The sequence below is a fragment of the Nonomuraea sp. NPDC050478 genome, assembly GCF_044458265.1.
Classification (GTDB): domain Bacteria; phylum Actinomycetota; class Actinomycetes; order Streptosporangiales; family Streptosporangiaceae; genus Nonomuraea; species Nonomuraea ferruginea.
Map to the genome: position 1 here is coordinate 1,041,926 of NZ_JBITHT010000002.1, position 20,384 is coordinate 1,062,309.

At 72.6% G+C, this 20,384-nt stretch carries 18 protein-coding genes; 4 read left to right on the plus strand and 14 right to left on the minus strand.

The annotated features are described in order from the left end of the window. Positions 1-25 precede the first annotated feature (25 nt). The 4 genes from ACIBF7_RS12830 to mraZ form a co-directional block, all read right to left on the minus strand. Positions 26-2,662: a penicillin-binding transpeptidase domain-containing protein gene (locus ACIBF7_RS12830; RefSeq protein WP_397197146.1), complete on the minus strand. Its 2,637-nt coding sequence runs from the start codon at positions 2,660-2,662 to the stop codon at positions 26-28. After that, positions 2,659-3,375: a hypothetical protein gene (locus tag ACIBF7_RS12835; RefSeq protein WP_364227163.1), complete on the minus strand. Its 717-nt coding sequence runs from the start codon at positions 3,373-3,375 to the stop codon at positions 2,659-2,661. Before ACIBF7_RS12835 ends, ACIBF7_RS12830 begins: the two co-directional genes overlap by 4 nt. Beyond that, positions 3,359-4,342, minus strand: coding sequence for a 16S rRNA (cytosine(1402)-N(4))-methyltransferase RsmH (gene rsmH, locus ACIBF7_RS12840; RefSeq protein ID WP_397197147.1), 984 nt, complete (start codon positions 4,340-4,342; stop codon positions 3,359-3,361). The genes ACIBF7_RS12835 and rsmH overlap by 17 nt, the downstream gene beginning before the upstream one ends. Before the next feature lie 218 nt (positions 4,343-4,560). Then, a complete protein-coding gene (mraZ, locus tag ACIBF7_RS12845) occupies positions 4,561-4,992 on the minus strand; it encodes a division/cell wall cluster transcriptional repressor MraZ (protein ID WP_148032682.1) in 432 nt (143 codons plus the stop codon). Between the two features lie 425 nt (positions 4,993-5,417). Here mraZ and ACIBF7_RS12850 point away from each other — a divergent pair, with 425 nt between their 5' ends. Genes ACIBF7_RS12850 through ACIBF7_RS12860 form a run of 3 tightly spaced genes read left to right on the plus strand, consistent with a single transcriptional unit; the run spans position 5,418 to position 10,128 of the window. Beyond that, on the plus strand, positions 5,418-6,443 hold the full coding sequence (locus ACIBF7_RS12850) for an AAA family ATPase (RefSeq protein ID WP_372452399.1): 1,026 nt from the start codon (positions 5,418-5,420) through the stop codon (positions 6,441-6,443). Then, on the plus strand, positions 6,440-7,693 hold the full coding sequence (locus tag ACIBF7_RS12855; RefSeq protein ID WP_148032684.1) for a DUF58 domain-containing protein: 1,254 nt from the start codon (positions 6,440-6,442) through the stop codon (positions 7,691-7,693). The genes ACIBF7_RS12850 and ACIBF7_RS12855 overlap by 4 nt, the downstream gene beginning before the upstream one ends. Beyond that, the gene (locus ACIBF7_RS12860) at positions 7,690-10,128 is read left to right on the plus strand and encodes a DUF3488 and transglutaminase-like domain-containing protein (RefSeq protein ID WP_148032685.1); all 2,439 of its coding nucleotides are present in this window, start codon (positions 7,690-7,692) and stop codon (positions 10,126-10,128) included. The genes ACIBF7_RS12855 and ACIBF7_RS12860 overlap by 4 nt, the downstream gene beginning before the upstream one ends. Before the next feature lie 83 nt (positions 10,129-10,211). Here ACIBF7_RS12860 and ACIBF7_RS12865 read toward each other — a convergent pair whose 3' ends face one another. From ACIBF7_RS12865 to ACIBF7_RS12910, 10 genes are all read right to left on the minus strand, one after another. Further along, the gene (locus tag ACIBF7_RS12865) at positions 10,212-10,607 is read right to left on the minus strand and encodes a DUF3040 domain-containing protein (protein WP_148032686.1); all 396 of its coding nucleotides are present in this window, start codon (positions 10,605-10,607) and stop codon (positions 10,212-10,214) included. Positions 10,608-10,809: 202 nt separating this feature from the next. Further along, complete coding sequence (gene dinB, locus ACIBF7_RS12870) at positions 10,810-12,051, minus strand: DNA polymerase IV (RefSeq protein WP_364227156.1); 1,242 nt, start codon at positions 12,049-12,051, stop codon at positions 10,810-10,812. A gap of 27 nt (positions 12,052-12,078) precedes the next feature. Beyond that, positions 12,079-12,804, minus strand: coding sequence for a methyltransferase domain-containing protein (locus tag ACIBF7_RS12875; RefSeq protein ID WP_364227153.1), 726 nt, complete (start codon positions 12,802-12,804; stop codon positions 12,079-12,081). Between the two features lie 130 nt (positions 12,805-12,934). Next, on the minus strand, positions 12,935-13,273 hold the full coding sequence (locus ACIBF7_RS12880; RefSeq protein ID WP_397197148.1) for an MmcQ/YjbR family DNA-binding protein: 339 nt from the start codon (positions 13,271-13,273) through the stop codon (positions 12,935-12,937). A gap of 40 nt (positions 13,274-13,313) precedes the next feature. Beyond that, positions 13,314-14,522, minus strand: a complete 1,209-nt coding sequence (locus tag ACIBF7_RS12885; protein WP_397197149.1) for an MFS transporter — start codon at positions 14,520-14,522, stop codon at positions 13,314-13,316. 242 nt (positions 14,523-14,764) lie between these two features. Next, complete coding sequence (gene nusB, locus ACIBF7_RS12890) at positions 14,765-15,175, minus strand: transcription antitermination factor NusB (RefSeq protein ID WP_271279769.1); 411 nt, start codon at positions 15,173-15,175, stop codon at positions 14,765-14,767. Position 15,176: 1 nt separating this feature from the next. Next, on the minus strand, positions 15,177-15,737 hold the full coding sequence (gene efp / locus ACIBF7_RS12895) for an elongation factor P (RefSeq protein ID WP_148032692.1): 561 nt from the start codon (positions 15,735-15,737) through the stop codon (positions 15,177-15,179). A 25-nt stretch (positions 15,738-15,762) separates the two neighbouring features. Next, a complete protein-coding gene (locus ACIBF7_RS12900; RefSeq protein WP_397197150.1) occupies positions 15,763-16,800 on the minus strand; it encodes a M24 family metallopeptidase in 1,038 nt (345 codons plus the stop codon). Positions 16,801-16,840: 40 nt separating this feature from the next. Continuing rightward, the gene (locus ACIBF7_RS12905; RefSeq protein ID WP_397197151.1) at positions 16,841-18,232 is read right to left on the minus strand and encodes a serine/threonine-protein kinase; all 1,392 of its coding nucleotides are present in this window, start codon (positions 18,230-18,232) and stop codon (positions 16,841-16,843) included. A gap of 119 nt (positions 18,233-18,351) precedes the next feature. Continuing rightward, positions 18,352-19,392 carry an LLM class F420-dependent oxidoreductase gene (locus ACIBF7_RS12910; RefSeq protein WP_148032695.1) on the minus strand — a complete coding sequence of 347 codons (1,041 nt, stop codon included), beginning with the start codon at positions 19,390-19,392 and terminating at the stop codon, positions 18,352-18,354. Positions 19,393-19,482: 90 nt separating this feature from the next. Between ACIBF7_RS12910 and ACIBF7_RS12915 the strand changes: the two genes are divergently transcribed. Continuing rightward, complete coding sequence (locus ACIBF7_RS12915; protein WP_148032696.1) at positions 19,483-20,370, plus strand: endonuclease/exonuclease/phosphatase family protein; 888 nt, start codon at positions 19,483-19,485, stop codon at positions 20,368-20,370. Positions 20,371-20,384 lie beyond the last annotated feature (14 nt).

Below are 20,384 nucleotides of genomic sequence, written 5' to 3' on the forward strand. Positions count from 1 at the left end.
CACGGCGGCAGCGTACCCTCCCCTCTCACTGCTCCGCGCCCGCGCGCGCCGGAGACGCGGCAGAGCCTGTAGGCGGGATCTTCCTGCTCTTGAGAGCGAACGTCATCACATCCTTGAACACCGGGGCCGCGATCTGACCGCCGTAGTGGCCGTTCTTCGGGTTCTGCAGCACCGACAGCACCACCAGGCGGGGCGCGTCGGCGGGCGTGAAACCGGCGAACGAGGCGGTGTAGCCGTCGTAGCGGCCGAGGTCGGCATCGTAGCGGTTCGCGGTGCCGGTTTTGCCCGCCACCCGATATCCCGGGATGGCGGCCAGCTCGCCGGTGCCCTGCGCGCCGACCGCGTCCTCGAGCATGGCGGTGATCTCCTTGGCGGTGGCCGTGCTGATGACCCTGGTCTTCTTTCCGGGCTTGGCCGGCGTGAACGTGCCGTCGGGGGCGGTGGTGCCGGCGACGATCCTGGGCTCGACCTTCACGCCGCCGTTGGCGATCGTCTGGTAGACGCTGGCCATCTGCAGCGCGGTCACCGACACGCCCTGTCCGTAGGCGATCGTGCAGCTCTGGCTGCCCGACCACTTGTCGTGGTGCGGCAGCAGGCCGGCCCCGGCGCCCGGCATGTCGCCGCCGGGTTTGGTGCCGAACCCGAACGCCTTGAGCATGTCGTACAGGCCCTCGCTGCCGACCCTGCGCGCCGCCATGACCGTGGCGACGTTGCTGGACTGCGCCATGGCCTGGGCGAAGGTCATGTCCTCCGGCGGGTGGGCGTGGGCGTCACGCAGCACCCGGTCGTAGCACTGGATGTTGTCCTTGACGTGGAAGACCGTGTCGGAGTCGACCACGCCGGCCTCCAGCGCGGCCGCGGCGGTGATCACCTTGTTGGTGCTGCCGGGCTCGAACACGTCGGCGGCGGCCCGGTTGAGGTAGTGAGACTCGGGGGCCTCGCGCCAGTTGGCCAGGTCGAGCTCGGGGGCGTTGGCCATGGCGATGACGTCGGCGGTGCGCACGTCCATGACGATGACGGTGCCGCTGCTCGCGCCGGCGGATTCGACCTGCTCGCCGATCGCCTTCTGGGCGGCCCACTGGATGTCGCGGTCGATCGTCAGGCGCACGTCGCGGCCGTCGACGGGGGGTGTGCGCTGGCTGCCGGTCATCGGGATGCGCTGCAGGTCGCGGCCGGTCTCGATCTGCAGCTCGCCGTCGGTCCCGGCCAGCGCGGTGTTCTTCACCTGCTCGATGCCGGTCAGGCCGTCCTTGTCGTCGCCGACGAAGCCGATCAGGCTGCCCGCCAGGTCGCCGCCCGGGTAGACGCGGCGGAAGGTGCTGGTCGCGTTGAGCGACGGCACCGGCTCCTTGAGCAGCCGGTCGGCCACGGGCGGGGCGACGCCCCTGGCCAGCAGCTGGTAGCGGGTGTCGGTCCTGGCCAGCTTGGCGGCCATCTCCTCCACGGGCCTGCCGAGGGTGCGGGCGAGCAGCGAGGCCACGCCCTGCCTGACCTCGGCGGGGATCTTGGACGGGTCGATGGAGATGTCGCGCGCCTCGACCGTGAGCGCCAGGTTGTGCCCGTTGACGTCGGTGATGGAGCCGCGCTTGGCCGGGATCTTCTCGACGTGCAGGCGCTGCTTGGTGGCCGCGGCCTCGTAGACCTTGGAGTCGAGGCCCTGCATCTGGATGAGGCGGCCGGCGAAGATCGACAGGATGAAGGTCATGGCGATGAGGCCGATGCTGATGCGCCGCTTCGGGCTGCCGAGGCGGAGCACGAGCGGTGGCTTCGGCGGCGGGGGCGGCTTGCGGCCTCCGCCGCCCGCGCGCGGCCGCGCCCCGTCCTGGGGGTCGCGCCGCGCGCCTTCGCCGGCGCGGACGCGGGTGCCCCCACGGCCGCCCGCGTCCGTGCCGGCACGTGTCGCCGCGCGTGGCCCCTCTCCGGGGCGCGCGCGTCCGGCGTCCTCGTCCCGGGGACGCCGGACGGGGTTGTCGGCCTGGGTGCGGCGCGCCGAGCCGTCGTCTCGGCCGCGCGCGTCGCCGTCGCCGCGTGATCGGTCGTGCGGGGGGCGCCGGGCGGTGTCGGAGGGCCTGCGGCGGAACGCGTCGTCCGGCCGCGCCTCCGTGTCGCGCTGCCCGGCCCGGCCGCGCGAGGGGCCGGCGTCGCGCCGGTGGTCGCTCTCGTCGCGGCGGAACCGCTCTCCCCGGGCGGACCCCCCGCGCGCGCCTCCGGGAGACGCCTCGCCATCGCGCTGCCCGGCCCGGCCGCGCGACCGTTCCTCCGCGTGCGGGCCACCCGCTGGGAGGTCGTCCTCCCCCCGGCGGGAACCGCCCCGCTGGGAGGTACGGCCGCGTGACCGTTCGTCGGCGTGCGGGCCTCCAGCGGGGAGGTCGTCATCGCCGCGGCGTGGTCTCCCCTGCCCGGGGCGGGGCCGGCGTGGGCCGCCGGGAGCGGGGTCGTCGTCGGGGACGTCGTCGTCGGCCGGGGAACCGCCCCGGGAGCGGGGAGTGTCGCCGAAGGGGAGGTGGAAGGGGTCGTCCGGGGACGCGGCACGGCCCGTGCCGGGGCGCCCCGCCCGTCCGGGACCGCCCGGCGTACGACGAGCGGCGCCGGGCCCTCCCTGAGAGCCGGCGCCGCCCCCGCCGCGACCGGGGCCCTGCCCCCTGCCGCCGGAGTCTCTCACCGTGCCGGGCCCGCCTGACTGGAGGCGGAGCCGTCGTAGTTGTTGACCGAGTCCCAGTCGCGGCGCATGTCGAGGTCCTCGGCCCGCTCGGCGACCCTGCCGGGGAGCTTCTCCTCCTCGATCTTGCGCTGGAGGTCCTCGTTCTGCTGGCGGGCGGTGGAGATCTCGTCGACCAGGTTGGAGGCGGTCATCGAGTCCTGCGCCAGGACGGTGTTGAGGAGCAGCAGGGTGACCAGGCCACCGCACAGCAGCCCGACGACGAGCAGCACGAACGGGGCGCGCTGGCGCCGCGCGGGCCGCCCGGCGGCGGGGCGCCGCGGGCGCGCCTGCTCGGGCCGAGCGGCCTCGGGACGCGGCTTGCGCACGCCGGGACGCGCCCTGCGCGGCTCGGTGACGGTGCGCGACCCGCGCACGCCGGTCCCGGCCGCGCGCTCGTCGGTCTCCACGCGGGTGGCGCGGTCGCGCACGCCGGCCGCGCCGCGGCTCGCGCGCGCGCCCGTCTCGCCGCGCGAGGGCGCCGGGCGGGCCGCGCGGGGCGCCGGCTCGTCGTCGGCGCGCGGGCGGCGCCTGGCCGCGTCGGGCCGCGGCTGCGGGACGGGCTTGGCCGGGTGCGGCGGCTCGGGCCTGCGCTGGCCGGTCTTGGCCCCAGTCGTGGGCACAGCGCCGCGGACGGGCGCGCCCCGCCTGGTCTCCTGCTCAGTCCTGGTCGTCAACACGGATCCTCTCTGCGGCCCTGAGCCGGGCCGAAGCCGCCCGCGGGTTGCGGGCCAGCTCTTCTTCGCTCGGGAGCTCGGCTCCCCTCGTCAGGGTGCGGAACCGCGGCTGGTGGGCCGGCAGCGGGACGGGCAGCCCCGGCGGGCTGGTGTCCCTGGTCCGCGCGGTGAGGACCTGCTTGGTGAGCCGGTCCTCCAGCGAGTGGTAGGAGAGCACGACGACCCTCCCGCCCAGTGCCAGCGCGTCGAGCGCGGCGGGCAGCGCCACCTCCAGGGCGGCGAGCTCCGCGTTGACCTCGATGCGCAGCGCCTGGAAAGTCCTTTTGGCGGGGTTTCCCCCGGTGCGCCGGGTAGCGGCGGGGATCGCGTCCCTCACGAGGTCCGCGAGCCGCTTCGTCGACGTGATGGGGTCCTTGGCGCGTTCCTTGACGATGAGGTGCGCGACCCGTGCCGCGAACCGCTCCTCGCCGTAGTCGCGCAGGATCCGGATCAGCTCGGCCGCGGAGTAGGTGTTGACCACCGTCTCCGCCGTGAGCTCCTGCTCGGTGTCCATCCGCATGTCCAGCGGGGCGTCATAGGAGTAGGCGAACCCGCGCGCCGCCTCGTCGAGCTGCGGCGAGGAGACGCCGAGGTCGAACAGCGCCCCGTCGATGGTGGTGCGCCCCGCCCCGGCCAGCACGGCGTCCAGCTCGTCGGACGAGGCGTGGACCAGCGTCGTGCGCCCGGCGTACGGCGCGAGCCTGCGCGTGGCGTACTCGATCGCGAAAGGGTCGCGGTCGATGCCGATCACGTGGAGTGAGGGGTGTGCGGCGAGCAGGGCCTCGGTGTGGCCGCCGAGCCCCAGATTGGCGTCGACGACGACGGGGGCGGGGCCGGAGACGGACGCGGTGATCGCGGGCTCCAGCAGCTCCAGAACGCGTTCGAGCATGACCGGAACGTGACCGGTCGTGTCGGCGTCGTCGTGCATCTCCACCCCCCCTTTCGCGTCCTGGCTCGCGGATGACGCGGCCGGTCGATGTGTCGGTTGTCCTGGGTCCCCACCCCGGCGCCGCCCGGCCAGGTCCCCATCCGCACCCTCTTCGTGGACGCCTGCCATCTGACACCGGGGAAGGTGCATCAGCTGGCCGGCAGTGGTTGCGGGTGGAGACCTCGCCGAACGACATCTCCGACGGCTCGACCGTTTGTTTACAAGATCCCTGGCAACACCTCCTCGGAGAGGTCGGCGAACGCCTGTTCCTGCTCGTTGAGATAGGTGTCCCAGGCCTGTGCGTCCCAGATCTCCAGACGGGTGTTGGCCCCGATGACGACGCAGTCACGCTCCAGGCCGGCGTACTGGCGCAGGCCCTGCGGAATGGTGACGCGCCCCTGTTTGTCTGGCTTCTCGTCGGACGCACTGGCGAAGAAGACGCGGCTGTAGTCACGCACCGCTTTGGCGGTAACCGGGGCGGTCCTGAGAGCCTCGGTGATGCGCTGGAACTCCTCCACAGGAAAGACGTAGAGGCATCGCTCCTGGCCTTTGGTGATCACAAGACCCTCCGCCAGCTCCTCACGGTACTTAGCCGGCAGGAACAGCCGTCCCTTGTCGTCCAGACGCGGGTGATGGGTGCCGAGGAACATCGGCGCCACCTCCCGTGCCTCGTGAAGCGCTCGGCGCTGGTGCACCGCGCTCTCCACTGCGCACCACCATACTCCACTTCTCCCCACCGTCAACTGATTCGAACCTTGTCCGCCGCTCAACTGGGAGGCGTTGTCGCAGGTCATAGCGGGTGGTGCGGAGTGGGGCCGGGGAAGCGCCCGCGGACCGGCGGCGGGCGTGTCGGGGCGCGCGAAAGCCGGGCCAATAAGGAGGCCCTGTGACGGGCGGGGCGGAGGTGGGGGAAAGTGGCGCGGCGCGCGGCCCAGTGTGTTACGGCATTCGCACCGCTATGCGACAAGAACGCGAACAGGAGCAGGCTTCTCTGGAATATCCACAAAAGTCGCCCAAGAACGCACAGAGTCGTAGGGTCGTACAGATAATGGAAAACAATGGCATGCCTCCCGCAATGCGCAGCCTCGCGCGAGGTGGCCGTCGCACTTCGCATGGAGGCCTGGTGGCAGTAACCCATGACGTCCCTCACCAGCTCGGGGAGCTGGTCACCACCGCTCACCGCATCCGCGAGGCCATCGAATCGGTGATCGAGGGAAAGGGCGACGCCGTCCGCCTCACACTGACCGTGTTGCTCGCCGAGGGCCATCTGCTGATCGAGGACGTTCCCGGGGTCGGCAAGACGATGCTGGCCAAGGCGCTGGCGCGGTCGATCGACTGCCCGGTGCGCCGCGTGCAGTTCACCCCCGACCTGCTGCCCAGTGACATCACCGGAGTGAGCGCCTACAACCAGCAGACGCGCGAGTTCGAGTTCAAGCCGGGGCCGGTGTTCGCCAACATCGTGGTGGGCGACGAGATCAACCGCGCCTCCCCCAAGACCCAGTCGGCGTTGCTGGAGTGCATGGAGGAGCGGCAGGTCACCGTCGACGGGCACACCTATCAGCTGGACGCGCCGTTCATGGTGATCGCGACGCAGAACCCGATCGAGATGGAAGGCACCTACCCGCTGCCCGAGGCGCAGCGCGACCGGTTCACGGCCAGGGTGGCGATGGGCTACCCGGAGCCGACGGCCGAGCTGGAGATGCTGGACGTGCACGGCGGCACCTCGCCGCTGGACAAGCTGGAGCCGGTGGCCACCACGTCGGAGGTGCGCGCGCTGATCGAGGCGGTGCGCGGCGTGTACGTGTCGCAGCCGGTCAAGAAGTACGCCATCGACCTGGCGGTGGCCACCCGCCACTCGCCCGACCTGCGTCTGGGCGCCTCTCCCCGGTCCACGCTGCAACTGGTGCGGGCGGCGCGGGCGCACGCGGCGCTGTCGGGCCGCGACTACGTCATCCCCGACGACCTGCAGGACCTCGCCGTCCCCGTGCTGGCGCACCGGCTGCTGCCCAGCGTGGAGGCGCAGGGGCAGCGACGGCTGCCCGAGCAGGTGGTGATGGAGCTCGTCAGGCGCGTCCCGGTGCCGGAGACCCGGGCGTCGTGAGAGCGGGACTGCGAGCGCTCACCTCCAGGGGACGGTCCTTCCTGGCGTCGGGCGTCGCGGCGCTGCTGATGGCGTTCCTGCTCGGCGAGAACGACCTGTTCAGGATCGGGGTGCTGGTGGCGGCGCTGCCGCTGCTGGCCGCGATGGTGGTGGCGCGCACCCGCTACCGGCTGAGCTGCGCCAGGCGGCTGGACCCGGCCAGGGCCGAGGCGGGCGGCGAGGCCACGGTGACGCTGCGGCTGGAGAACGTGACCAGGCTGCCCACCGGCCTGCTGCTGATCGAGGACACGGTCCCGTACGCGCTGGGCGTGCGGCCGAGGTTCGTGCTGGACCGGGTGGAGGCGCGGGGCATCCGGGAGATCGACTACAAGGTGCGCTCGGATCTGCGCGGCCGGTACCCCATCGGGCCGCTGTCGGTGCGCATCGCGGACCCGTTCGGGCTGGTGGAGCTGACCCGTGCGTTCACGATCACCGACACGCTCGTGGTGACGCCGCAGGTGGTGGCGCTGCCGCACGTGCGGCTGTCGGGCGAGTGGACGGGCGGCGGCGACAGCCGCACCAGGAGCGTGGCGGCGGCCGGCGACGACGACGTGGCCCCGCGCGAGTACCGGCAGGGCGACGACCTGCGCCGGGTGCACTGGCGCTCGACGGCCCGGCGCGGCGAGCTGATGGTACGGCGCGAGGAGCAGCAGTGGCAGAGCCGCGGCGCCCTCCTGCTCGACACCCGTAAGTACGCGCACCGCGGCGAGGGCCCGCGCTCGTCGTTCGAGGTGGCGGTCTCGGCCGCGGCCTCGATCGGCGTCCACCTCGCCCGTGAGGGGCTGGGCCTGCGGCTGGTGACCGACCAGGGACCCGAGCACCTGACCGACACCGGGCTGAGCTGGTCGCTGCTGGACACGCTCGCGATGGTGCGCGGCTCGTCGGCGCGCTCGCTGGAGATGGGCGTCTCCGCGCTGCGCGCGGGCGGCGGCGACGGGCTGATCGTGGCCGTGCTCGGCTCGCTCGACCCGGAGGAGGCCAGAGACCTGGCCAGGCTGAGACACAGCGGCATCACCGGCGTGGCGGTGCTGCTGGACGTGGAGACGTGGAACGGCCGCGAGGCCGACGAGGACTACCAGGCGGTGCAGACCGTGCTGGCCGGATACGGATGGCGGATCGTCCGGCTGCCCGCCGGGGTGTCGATCGCGTCGGTGTGGCAGGACGCGGGCAGCCGCGGCCGGTTCGCCGTGAGCGGAGGTACGGCTTCATGAGGCTCTCGATCGCCGCCGCGGTGGCGACGTTCACGGCCGCGATCCTGCTCTATCCGCTGTTCGAGGGCGGGGCCTGGTTCTGGGGCTCGCTCGGCGCGGTCCTCTCGGTCATGCTGGCGAGCCTGGTCAGCGGGCGGCTGTCGCTGCCGTCGTGGGCGGCGCCGCTGCTCGGCGTGGGCGTGCTGTTCGTCTATCTGACCGTGTCGTTCGCGGCGGAGGAGGCCTGGGCGCTGTTCGTGCCGACCGAGGACTCCGTGGTGGAGGTGGCGCGCCTGCTGGCCACCGGCTGGGCCGACATCCAGCGGTACGCGGCGCCGGTCCCGGCCAACGAGGCCATCACGCTGCTGACCACGGGCGGCGTGGGCCTGATCGCGATCGTCGTCGACCTGTTCGCGACCAGGCTGCGCAAGGCGGCGCTGGCCGGGCTGCCGCTGCTGGCGCTGGCCACGGTGCCGGCCACGATCCTGTCCGACCCGATCAGCTGGCCGGCGTTCATCGTGGCCGCGTTCGGGTTCACCGGCCTGCTCCTCGCGGACGGCCGCGAGCGGGTCGGCCAGTGGGGCCGGGCGGTGCTGGTGCGCCGGACCCGCACGACGGCGGCGGAGCTGCGGCCGGACAGGCGGGGCCCCGGCGCCTCCGCCGACACGAGCGGGCTGCGTCTGTCGGGCAAGCGCATCGGGTTCGCCGCCATCGCGCTGGCCGTGCTGGTGCCGGCGATGCTGCCGGCCATGGAGCCGGTCTCGTTCTTCACCTTCGGCGTGGGGGGCGGCGGGCCCGGCCGGGGCAACTCGATCAGCATCCCGAACCCGATCGCGAACCTGAAGGGCCAGCTGGAGCTGCCGGAGCAGCGGACCGTGCTGACCTATTCCAACTCCGACAACCAGCCCCGGTACCTGCGCATCTACTCCCTCGACACCTTCGACGGCGATCAGTTCGGCATGACGCAGCCGGAGGGCGCGCCGGAGAACAGGACGGACAACGGCCCGCTCCCGCCGCCGCCGGGCCTGGGCGGGGGCGTGAAGCTGAAGAACGTCACGTCCACGATCACCATCAGTGACGAGATCGCCAAGCTGTCGTTCCTGCCGCTGCCGTACCCGCCGCGGGAGATCCGCGTCGAGGGCGACTGGCGGGCCGACGTCAGAACGCTGATGGTCTTCTCCACCCGCGACGAGGCGGCGGGCCTGGAGTACCAGGTCGCGACCAGCGACCCGGAGCCCACGGCCGAGGTGCTGGAGTCGGCGCCGTCGTCCCGGCAGAGCATCGACGAGCGCTACCTGGAACTCCCCGACGACCTGCCGGAGGAGATCAGGGAGCTCGCGCGGGAGCAGGCGGGCGACGCCAAGACCGCCTACCAGGCGGCCGTGCGGCTGCAGAGGTTCTTCACCGACACCGGCGGCTTCGCCTACAGCCTGCGCACCCAGGGGCACGGCAACTCGGCGCTGGCCGACTTCCTGCTGCACAGCCGGGCCGGCTACTGCGAGCAGTTCGCCGCCTCGATGGCGATCCTGGCCAGGGTCGTCGGCATCCCGTCGCGGGTGGCGATCGGCTACACGGGCGGCACGCAACTCGCCGGCCAGTGGACGGTGGCCACGAACGACTCCCACTCGTGGCCGGAGCTGTACTTCGAGGGCGTGGGCTGGCTGCCGTTCGAGCCGACGCCCTCGGGCACGCTGGGTCAGGGCAGCGCCCGGGTGCCGGAGTACACCCAGCCGCGGCCCGAGGCCACGGCCGACCCCTCCTCCCCGACGCCGGACCGGACCTCCAGCGGCAGCGCGGAGGAGGAGCTGGGCCCGCAGAACCGGGGCAACGTGCGCGAGCTGGACCGGGAGGCGCTGCTGGCCAACGGCGGGCTGCCGCCGGAGGAGTCGACGCCGCTCGCCGCGCAGATCGGCATCGGCGCCGCGGTGCTGCTGCTGGTGCTGCTGATCCCGGCCGCGGCCAGGCTGATCACCAGGAGCAGGCGGGTCCGGGCGCTGGGCTGGAAGGTGTCGGAGCCGTCGGACGAGACGACGGCCAGGGTCGTGGCGGGCCGCCATCCGGCGGTGGCGGCGGCCTGGGCGGAGCTGGACGACGCGCTCTACGACTACGGGATGGCCCGCGAGCCCAGCGAGACACCGCGCCAGCTGGCGCGGCGGCTGACCGAGCAGTACGAGTTCGGGGCCGAACCGGCGGCGGCCGTCACGGCGATCGCCTCGGCGGTGGAGCGGGTGCTCTACTCGCGGGAGCCCGGCGAGATCCCGCCGATGGGCGGGGACCTGCGCCGGGTGCGCAAGGCCTTGGCGGCGACGGTTTCACGTGCCAGGAGGGTGCGGGCGGTGCTGCTGCCGCCGTCGACGGTGCGGCGGCTGCGGCTCGTCGGCGAGCGGCTGCTGGACGGCTTCGACCGCCTGGAGAACATCAGGCTGCGGAGGACTGCGACGCAGAAGGGGACGTGAGAATCTGACCGAAGGTGCGGTCGTCTCCCGGGAGGGGGACGACCGCACCTTCGTCTAGGGGACGCCTTGTCGGGGGATGCGTGTCAGCGCTCGTCGTGACGACGACGCCAGCGTTCCTCCATGCGCTCCATGAAGGTGCCCCGGTTGCCCCGGCGGACCTGCTTGCCCTGCGGTGGAGCCCCCTGAGCCGAGGAGTCACCACCGAACCCATTCATTCGTTTCCAGCTGGACAGGCCCCACAGACACGCAGCGAGCATGACCACGAAACCGCCGACGCCGAGCGGGATCAAGTTGATCACCACGCCGACCATCAACAGGACGACGCCAAGGACAAAGCCGATCGTGGCTTTGACCAGGCGCCGCTTGTAATGGCTGCGTGGGTCACTGATCCTTACGGTGTTGGCCCACTTCGGGTCCTCGGCGTAGAGGGCCTGCTCGATCTGGTCGAGCAAGCGCTGCTCGTGCTCAGAGAGCGGCACGGCGCCTCCCAAGGACGGCCCCAGGACGGGGAAGACGGCAACGGACGACACGGGGTGTCCGGACCTCGCGGTCGGTTATCCCCAGAATACGAGGCTGTAGACGTAGGCGAAAGCAAACGTCCAAGGCAGACCAAACCGGAGGTGACGTCATGGCTTCATTCTGGGCCATCTTGGTCTCCTCCCCCGAAGTCGTGACATCGCCTCACGCCTCCATTTCATCAAGTTTGCCCCGAACTAGCGAAGCCGGGAGCACGGCATCGGGACCGAATCTCCGGATCGCCCGGTCCATCGCCTGCTCGGCCTCACGCCAGCCGGTCTCGCGCTCACCGAGAGTGAGCTGACGGGAGGCGGAATCGGCGGGCCGGAGGTTCTCCATCCTGACGCCGACCAGGCGCAGGCGCACCCGTTCGAGCCCGGCGGCGTGGTAGAGCTCGCAGGCTGTGGCGAAAATCTCCTGCGCGACATCGGTGGGCTCCGGAAGGGTCCGGGACCGGGTGATGGTGGAGAAGTCAGCGCGGCGCAGCTTCACACTTACAGTCCTGCCCACATGACCGCCCTTACGCATCCTCGCGGCGACCCGTTCGGACAGGCGGAGCAGCTCGCGCTTGATGATCTCGGGATCGTCGACGTCGGCGGCGAACGTCTCCTCGTTGCCGATGCTCTTGTCGGGGACGTGCGGGCTCACCTGCCGCTCGTCGCGGCCCCACGCCAGCGCCGCCAGGTGGCCGCCCGCGGACGGGCCCAGCTCGCGCTGGAGCGTGGCGACGGGCACCCGGGCCAGGTCGCCGACGGTGCGGATGCCGAGACGCACGAGGGCCTGCTCGGTGCGCTCGCCGACGCCCCACAGGGCGGAGACGGGCAGCGGGTGGAGGAACGCCACCACCTCCTCCTGCGGCACCACGAGCAGGCCGTCGGGCTTGCACTGCTTGGAGGCGAGCTTGGCGACGAACTTGCTGCCGGCCACGCCCACCGAGCACGTGATGCCGAAGCGCTCCAGCACCTCCGCCCTGATCGCGGCGGCGATCGCGGCGGGCGGCCCCAGCCGGCGCAGGGCGCCGCCGACGTCGAGGAACGCCTCGTCGGACGCGATGGGCTCGACCATCGGGGTGATCGAATGGAAGATCTCCATGACGCCTCTGGAGACCTCGGAGTATTTTCCGTGGCCGGGCGGGATGACCGTCGCCTGAGGGCAGAGCCGGCGGGCCCGGCTCATCGGCATGGCGGAGTGGACACCGAACGCCCTGGCCTCGTAGGTGGCGCTGAGCACGACGCCGCGCCCGGCGGGCGAGCCCACGATCACCGGTCGGCCGCGCAGCTCGGGCCGCTCCAGCAGCTCGACGCTGGCGAAGAAAGCGTCCATGTCGACGTGGAGGATCGGGCAGCCGGTGTCGTCGGCCCCGGTCCGCGGAGCGGGGCCGATGCCCGTGATCTGCTTGCGTGCCACGCCGCCGATTCTATCCGAACAGGCGTTCTAGGCCGATGGCCTGCGGCCGACGACGTGCAGCTGGGTCGCGATGTCGCGCAGCACCGGATGGGCCGAGGCGGCCTTCTCCAGGGCCACCAGCGCCTCCGCCGCGCCCGGCTCCCCGTCGACGAGCCGGCTGGGCACCAGGTCGGCGAAGACCCGCACGCCGTGGACCGGCCCGGCCCCGAGCCCGGCCGCCGACAGCAGGCCGGTGAGGGTCTCTCCGGTGAAGCGGCGGGGCGTGGGGTCGCGGTCGCCCCAGCTGCCGAGCGGGTCGGCGAGCGCGGCCCTGGACTCGTCGAACTGCCCGGCCAGCGCGCGGTGGATGGCGGCGGCCACCGGGTTGGCGGCCAGCACGCTGACCGCACCGCGGGGACGCAGCAGCCCGGCCATCTCGGTCAGGGCGCCGACGGGATCCTCCACGTACTCCAGCACGCTGTGGCAGAGCACCAGGTCGGCGCAGCCGGGGCTGAGCAGCTCGCCCAGGTCGGCGGTGTCGCCCTGGAGGCCGCGCACCTCCACGCCCGCCTCCTTGGCCCGGCGTTCGAGCGCGGCCAGCGAGTCGGGGCTGGGATCGACCACGGTCACGGTGTGGCCCAGCGCCGCGAGCGGCACGGCGAACCCTCCGGTGCCGCCGCCCGCGTCGACGATGTCGAGCGCGTCGCGCCCGGTGGCGCCGGCCAGCTCCGCCAGCACCTCGCGCAGCGCGTCCCAGACGACGGCGGTCCGCACCGCCGGGGTCCTCGTGACGCCTTCAGCTCGCAACGTCGGCTCGCCTCCCTCTTCTCGTGGGTCCGCCCCAGCCTACGCCGTACGGGTGCCGCCCGCTCCCCTGCGATCTGGACCGCTCCCGTACGGGTCGTCAGGCGTCGAAGGCGGCCACCAGCCGCTTGGGGGCGCGCAGCCGCCACGCGTCGGTGAGCAGTTCGCCCAGCTCCTCCTCGTCCACCTCCGGCAGCCGGACCAGCACGGCGGCGTACGCGTCGAAGTGCGGCGTGGTGAAGAACGCCCCGGGCCGGGCGGCGGTGAGCTCCAGCTTCTCCTCCTCACTGGGCACCGGCACCGCGAGCACGTCCGGTTCCTCCCGCATCCTGGCGAACCACTTGCCGCGGACGTAGAACGCGGGCGTGCCGTACATGGTCTTCTCGCCGGTCTCGGGCAGCGCGAGCGCCAGCCTGCGCACGTCGTCTTCGGTGGCCATGTCCCGATCCTCGCCCCGCCCGTCCCGCCGGGGCAACCGGTCACGGCGGGTCCCGGAATCGCGGCATGCCCCTGACCAGGAGCAGCGCCGGCGGCACGAGGAGGATGACGGCCGCCGCCGACGCGAGCACCGCCGCCGGCCCGGCGAGGGCGGCCAGCGGCCCGGTCAGCGCCTGCCCGAACGGCATCAGGCCGAAGCCGCACAGCCAGGCGAACGAGCTGATCCGCCCGATCAGGTGCTCGGGGATCTCTCGCTGCAGGGCGACCTCCCAGTGGATCGCGTACGTCTCCACCCCCGCCCCGGCGATCGCGAACGCCAGGAAGATCGCGGCCGGCGAGGGAGCGAGGACCAGCGAGAGAGGCGCCGCGGCGTAGAGGGCGATCGCGGTCAGCGCCACGGCCCCGGGGGCGCGCGGCCGCCACGCCATCGTGATCAGGCCGCCTGCCAGGCCGCCGGCCCCGTAGCAGGTGAGCGCCAGGCCGTACACGGCGGGCGAGCCGAACGCGGCGGTGGTCACGACCGGCAGCAGGACCTGCGTCGGCGCGATGACGAACATGAGGTTGACCGCGGAGAAGATCAGAATGGCGCGCACCCACGGGAGCCGCCGCGCCTCGGCGACGCCGGCGCGGACGTCCTGGACGAACGAGGCCCTGCGGGCGGGCTCCCGCCGGGGTTCCCCGGCCCGCCAGAGGGTCAGGACCGCGACGGCGAAGGTCATCGCGGTGATCCCGTACGCGGCCCCGGCGCCGGACAGGGTGATCACCCCGGCGCCCGCCGCTGGCCCGGCCATGACGCCGGTACGGATCGCGACGCTGACCAGCGACCTGCCGGAGACGCGCTCGTGGTCGCCGAGCACGCCCTGCAGCAGAGCGTTGAAGGCGGGCCGGACGAACGCCTCGGCCAGCCCCGACAGCAGCACGGCCCCGGCCGCCGCCCAGATCGGGAACGTGCCGGTCACGGCGAGAGCCGCCGCGAGGAGGGCCTGGAGTCCGTAGGCGGCCATCAGGACCCGCTGCCGCGGCAGCCGGTCGGCCCACACGCCGCCGACCGGCAGGAACACCACGAGCGTGACCCCGCGCGCGGCGAGGACCAGGCCGAGCGCGACCGCGTCACCACCCGCCTGGAGGACGGAGACGGTGATCGCGACGGCGAACATCTGCTCGCCCGCGACCGCGGCCACCTGGCCGGGCAGCAGCAGGCGGAACCGGGGGTTGCCGAGCGCGGCTGGACGGAACACCCGATCAGCCACGTGGCTCTGGCACGGGAGGCACGCCGCCCATGCTGGCACCGGCGGGGCCCGCGCGGGGCCGGGCGGGTTACGCCCAGCGCGTGACCGGCGCGGCGGCCGGCTCACGCCCAGCGCGAGCACGGCGCTAACACGGCGCGGACGCCGCGGTGCGGGTTACGCCCGGTGTGAAAGATGGATGTGGCGGCGGGCCGGCCGTGCGGAGGAGCCGGTCAGGGGGACGCCGTGACCGGCCCGTACGGGAGCTAGAGCGTCAGGCTTGGCTTGAGCTGCTTGAAACGCGCCAGCAGCCCGTTGACGAACTGGGGGGACTCGTCCGTGGACAGCTCGCCTGCCAGGTGGACCCACTCGCTGATGACCACGCCCTCGGGGACGTCGGGCATCCACAGCAGCTCGTAGGTGCCGCCGCGCAGGAGGTTGCGGTCGACGGCGGGCATGCGTTCGAGGGTCCAGCCCTCGGAGTAGGTGGTGATCAGCTCGTCGATGCGGGCGAGATGGCGGGTGACCCCCTCGACGAGGGTGGAGGTGTACTCGTTGACCGGGGGCTCCTGGCGCTCGACCCGCTCGGCCAGGATCTTCAGCGGATCCTCACTGCGGAGTTCGGCCTCGAAGAGGATGTCGAGCGCACGCCGGCGTGCTTTGCCCCGTGCCGACACCTCAGGCCCGGCCGAGGTATTCGCCGGTGCGGGTGTCGACCTTGACCCGCTCGCCGGTGGTGATGAAGAGCGGCACCTTGATCTCGGCGTCGGTCTCCAGCGTGGCGGGCTTGGTGCCGCCGGTGGAGCGGTCGCCCTGCAGGCCGGGCTCGGTGCTGGCGATGGTGAGCTCGACCGCGGCGGGCAGGTCGACGTAGAGCGCGGAGCCCTCGTGGAAGGCCACGGTGGCCAGGGTGTTCTCCAGCATGTAGTTGGCGGCGTCGCCGACGGTGGAGGAGGGCACGTTGACCATGTCGTAGGTCTCGGTGTCCATGAACACGAAGTCGTCGCCGTCGCGGTAGGAGTATTGCATCTCGCGCTTGTCGACGTTGGCCACCTCGACCTTGACGCCGGCGTTGAAGGTCTTGTCGAGGACCTTGCCGGAGAGCACGTTCTTGAGCTTGGTGCGCACGAACGCGCCGCCCTTGCCCGGCTTGACGTGCTGGAACTCGACAACGGACCACAGCTCGCCACCGTCGAGCTTCAGCACCATGCCGTTCTTGAGGTCGTTGGTTGTCGCCACTCGTTCTCTCCCGCGTGTGGCCGCTCTAAAGGACGAGCAGCTCCTTGGTCGTCTTGGTGAAAAGTTCCGGCTCGCCCTGTCGTGTGACGAGGGTGTCCTCGATGCGAACACCGCCCCGGCCCGGGAGGTAGATCCCCGGCTCCACGGTGATCGGAACTCGATCCTCAAGTCTACCGGTACGTGCGGGGCCCAGGAACGGCTCCTCATGGATCTCGAGCCCGACGCCGTGGCCGAGGCCGTGCCGGAAATGGTCGCCGTGGCCGGCGGCGGCGATGAGGGAGCGGGCGGCGGCGTCGACCTCCTTGGCGGTGGCGCCGGGGGTGACGGCGTGCCGGCCGGCCCGCTGGGCCTCGGCGACCAGGTCGTAGACCTCGCTCTGCCAGTCGGCGGTCGGGCCCAGGCAGACGGTGCGGGTCATGTCGGCGTGGTAGCCCTGGTAGGCGGCGCCGAAGTCGATGGTGACCAGCTCGCCGGAGCGCAGCTCGCGGTCGGTGGGGGCGTGGTGCGGGATGGCGCCGTTCGGGCCCGCGGCGACGATGGTGTCGAAGGCGGGCTTGGCGGCGCCGAGCTCGATCATGCGGGCTTCGAGGAGCCGGGCCACGTCGCGCTCGGTGACGCCGGGGCGGATGGTGTGCAGCACGTCGGCGAAGGCCTGGTCGGTGATGGCGCAGGCGGTACGGAGGAGCTCCAGCTCGTCGTCGTCCTTGACCGCGCGCAGCCCTTCGACGAGGGGCCCGAGCGGCACGAGCCCGGGCCCGAGCCGCTCGTAGGTGGCCACGCTCATGTGGGCGGCCTCGATGCCGACGCCGGGGGCGGCGAGCTCCCCGGCCACGTCGGCGGCCTCGACCGCCTGCACGTCGAGGCCGTGCGTCTTCTCGATGTAGCGGTTGTCCGTCACCAGCAGCGCCGAGCCGTCGGCCTTGATCAGAGCGGCGGCGTTGGAACTGACGAGCCCCGTGAGATAGCGGACGTTGACGGTCGAGGTGACCAGCATGGCGTCGACCTCGTGGGCGGGCAGCAGGGCCGCGAGCCGAGCTCGCCGCTGTGCGTAGTTGACGGTCACGCGCTTAATGTACGCGGATCTCCGGTTGGTCCACTATCCGCTAGATCTGCCAGTCGTTGAGCCAGTCGGACAGCGGGCCGGCCGGGGCGATCTCGCCCTTGTCCCTGGCCTTGCGCAGATCGCGGATGACGTGGGAGACCTCCCTGACGCCGGCCCGCTCGTCGCCCTCGGCGAACTTCCGGCCGGCCTTCCTGAGCTTGTCCTGGGCCTTATCGGCCACCTTCGGGTGCATCCCGTTCACGGCCATCTGGCTGGTGACCGCCTCGTCGAACCTCCTCACCCAGGTCTCCCAGCCGCCCGGCGGGACCGACTGGCCGACGGTGCCCTTGGGGACGGGCAGGGCGTCGGTGCCGCGGAGCTCGGTGGGCTCCGGCTCGGCCGTGAAAGTGGGCGTGGGCGTCGGGGTCGGCGTGGGGGTCGGTGAGGGCGGCACCTCGCCGGTGGCCTGCGTGGTGGGGGCGGCCTCGGGCGGGTCCTCGTCGCCGCTCGCCAGGAAGATCATGACTACGGTGACCGCCACGATGGCCGCGAGGGCCACGCCGGCCTGGACGAACAGGCGGCGGTTCTCGCGGCCGGACGGCGGGGGCGGCGCCAGCTCGGACGCGTCGTAGATCGCGGTGTCCCCGGCCCGCGCGGCCGGGGTCGCGGCGGGGGCGGGCGGCGCGGGCGCGGCGGCCCGTGGCCTGGCGATGGCGGCAAGCGCGCGGCGCACCGCCTCGCCGCTGGCGGGCCGCTTGGCGGGCTCGGGGTCGAGCATGGCGAGCAGTAACCGGTCCAGCTCGGCGGGCACGCCCTGGCGCAGGGTACTGGGCGGCGCGATCGCGCCCTCCCTGGCGGGCGCCTGGCCGGTGAGCAGCTCGTAGCAGACCGCGCCGAGCCCGTACAGGTCGGCCGACGCCTGCCCGTCGCCTCCGGCGAGCCGCTCGGGCGCCTGGTAGCGGGGGTCGCCGCCGGACCGGCCCGTCAGGCCGAACCCGACGACCTTGAGCACGCCGCTGCCGGCCATCCGGAAGCTGTCGGGCCCGACCTTGCCGTGCACCAGGCCCGCGCGGTGCGCCGCGTCCAGGCCGGCCGCGGCCTGCCCGGCCAGGTCGCACACCTCCACCACCTTGAGCGGCCCGCGCCCGGCGAGCTCCTCGCCGAGGCTCGGCCCGGTGAGGAACTCCGTCACCAGGAACGGGGACCCTTCGTGCTCCCCCACGTCCAGCACCATGGCGACGTTGGGATGGATCACCCGGGCCACGGCCTGGGCGTGCTGGCGCAGCACCTCCCTGGTGGCCGCCCCCACCGCCTTGGCTCCCAGCATCTTCACGGCCACGGTCCAGTCGGCGCGGGTGTCGTACCCCCGCCACACCTCGCCCATCGAACCGCTGCCGATGCGCTCATCAAGCCGGTACCGCCCGGCGACCAGGGACGGCGTCGCGTCGGACATATCTCCGCCAATGCTCAAACTTCAGTTTTCGACCAACCTTAGGCCCCAACGGAAACGCCCGCCTCCTCCAGCAGGGGGAAGGCGGGCGTTTCGACGGGTGCGTACCGGTGCGGCGGTGATCAGGAGGCGATGTCCTTGATGGTCTCGATCAGGCGGACGCGCTCCTCGTGGGTGCGGCCGAGCGGGGTGACGTTCAGCGTGGTGACGCCGGACTCCTTCATCGCCCGCATCCGGTCGCGGACGTAGGCCTCGTCGCCGATCAGCGACATCTTCTCCAGCAGCTCGCGCGGCACCAGCGCCGCCGCCTCGTCCTTCTTGCCGTCGAGGTAGAGCTCCTGGATCTGCTCGGCCTCCTTCTCGTAGCCGTAGCGCCTGGCCAGGTTGTTGTAGAAGTTCTTGCCCTTGGCGCCCATGCCGCCGATGTAGAGGGCGGCCATCGGCCGGCCGAGGTCCAGCAGGCCGTCGGCGTCGTCGCCGATGTAGAGGGACGCCTGGGCGACCACGTCCAGCTCGCCCAGCTCGGGGTCGCGTTTGGCCTTGCCGGCGGCCAGGGCGGCGCCCCACACGTCGGCGGCCTTCTCCGGCACGTAGAAGATCGGCTCCCAGCCTTCGGCCAGCTCGGCGGCCAGCTCGACGTTCTTGGGGCCGATGGCGGCGAGCACGATCGGGATGCGGGAACGTACCGGGTGGTTGATGATCTTGAGGGGCTTGCCCAGGCCGGTGCCCTGGTCGGGCGGCAGCGGCAGGGTGTAGTGGCGGCCGTCGTACTGCAGGCGCTCGCGCCGCCACACCTTGCGGCAGATCTCGATGACCTCGCGGGTGCGGCCGATCGGGGCGGTGTAGGGCACGCCGTGGAAGCCCTCGATGACCTGCGGGCCGGAGGAGCCGAGGCCGAGGGTGAAGCGGCCGTCGGAGATGTAGTCGAGGCCCGCGGCCGTCATGGCCATCAGGGCGGGCGTGCGCGAGTAGATCGGCAGGATGCCGGAGGCGATCTGCAGCCGCTCGGTGACGGCCGCGATGTATCCCATCTGGCTGACCGCGTCGAAGCTGTAGGCCTCCGCGACGAAGACGATGTCGAGCCCGGCCTTCTCGTAGTCGGCGAGCTCTCCCACCGTCTCCTTGAATCCCCCGGAGTAGCCCAGTGTCATTCCGATCCGCATGCCCGCTCCCACCACAGAATGATGTTCCGTTCCGATGCCGTCAGGTTAGCGTGTCCGCGCTGGAGCCAGCGAGGGGCTACCTTGGTCAGAGTGCTGAAGCGCGTCGTCGTCGTCGTGTCCGCCGTCCTCGCCGTGGTCCTGGCCGGACACCGCTACGTGCCGGCCCTGGGCGGTTTCACGACGGTCATGGAGAGCCTGCTGCCGTGGCTGGGCCTGGCCGTGCCGGTCCTGCTGCTGGGCGCGGCCCTGGCCCGCTCCACCGCGGCCGTCGGCGCCGTGCTGGCGCCGGCGGCCGTGTGGGGCGTCATGTTCGGTCCCGCGCTGCTGCGCACCCCGCCCGGCGGGCCGAGCGACCTGGCGGTCGGCACGGTGAACGTGGGCGTGCGCAACGACGCCTCGGGCGAGGCCGTACGCGCCGTCGCCGAGGACCTCGACCTGCTGGCGGCGCAGGAGCTCACCCCGGGCGGCCCGGCGGCCAAGCAGCTCAACCGGATGTTCGAGCACCGTTACGCGGTGAGCACCGTCGGCCTGTGGAGCCGCTACCCGATCAGCCGCGAGCGCCCGCTGGACGTCGGCATGGGCTGGGTGCGCGCCCTGCGTGCGACCGTGCGGACCCCCAAGGGCGACGTGACCGTGTACGTGATGCACCTCGCCTCGGCGCGGCCGGGCGAGACCACCTCCAGGGACGCCTCGCTGGCGCAGGCGCGCAAGCTGATCGACCGCGACGGCAGCAAGCGGATCCTGCTGCTGGGCGACCTCAACACGGCCACCACCGACCGGGGCATGCGCGGGCTGACGCCGCCGCTGACCGACGCGCAGGAGGTCGCGGGCGACGGGTTCGGGTTCACCTGGCCGGCCGGGTTCCCCGTGACGCGGCCGGACCACATCCTGTTCCGCGGGATGACCGCCACGCGGGCCGAGGTGGCCCCGGCCACCGGCAGCGACCACCGGGCCGCCGTCGCCTCGTTCCGTCTCTGACGACGACGGGACCG

Coding starts and splice junctions, on each gene's coding strand:
- ACIBF7_RS12905 (WP_397197151.1), bottom strand. CDS start 18,232: ATGTCCGACGCGACGCCGTCCCTGGTCGCCGGGCGGTACCGGCTTGAT.
- ACIBF7_RS12880 (WP_397197148.1), bottom strand. CDS start 13,273: ATGGCCACCGAAGACGACGTGCGCAGGCTGGCGCTCGCGCTGCCCGAG.
- ACIBF7_RS12910 (WP_148032695.1), bottom strand. CDS start 19,392: ATGCGGATCGGAATGACACTGGGCTACTCCGGGGGATTCAAGGAGACG.
- mraZ (WP_148032682.1), bottom strand. CDS start 4,992: ATGTTCCTCGGCACCCATCACCCGCGTCTGGACGACAAGGGACGGCTG.
- ACIBF7_RS12860 (WP_148032685.1), top strand. CDS start 7,690: ATGAGGCTCTCGATCGCCGCCGCGGTGGCGACGTTCACGGCCGCGATC.
- ACIBF7_RS12850 (WP_372452399.1), top strand. CDS start 5,418: ATGCGCAGCCTCGCGCGAGGTGGCCGTCGCACTTCGCATGGAGGCCTG.
- rsmH (WP_397197147.1), bottom strand. CDS start 4,342: ATGCACGACGACGCCGACACGACCGGTCACGTTCCGGTCATGCTCGAA.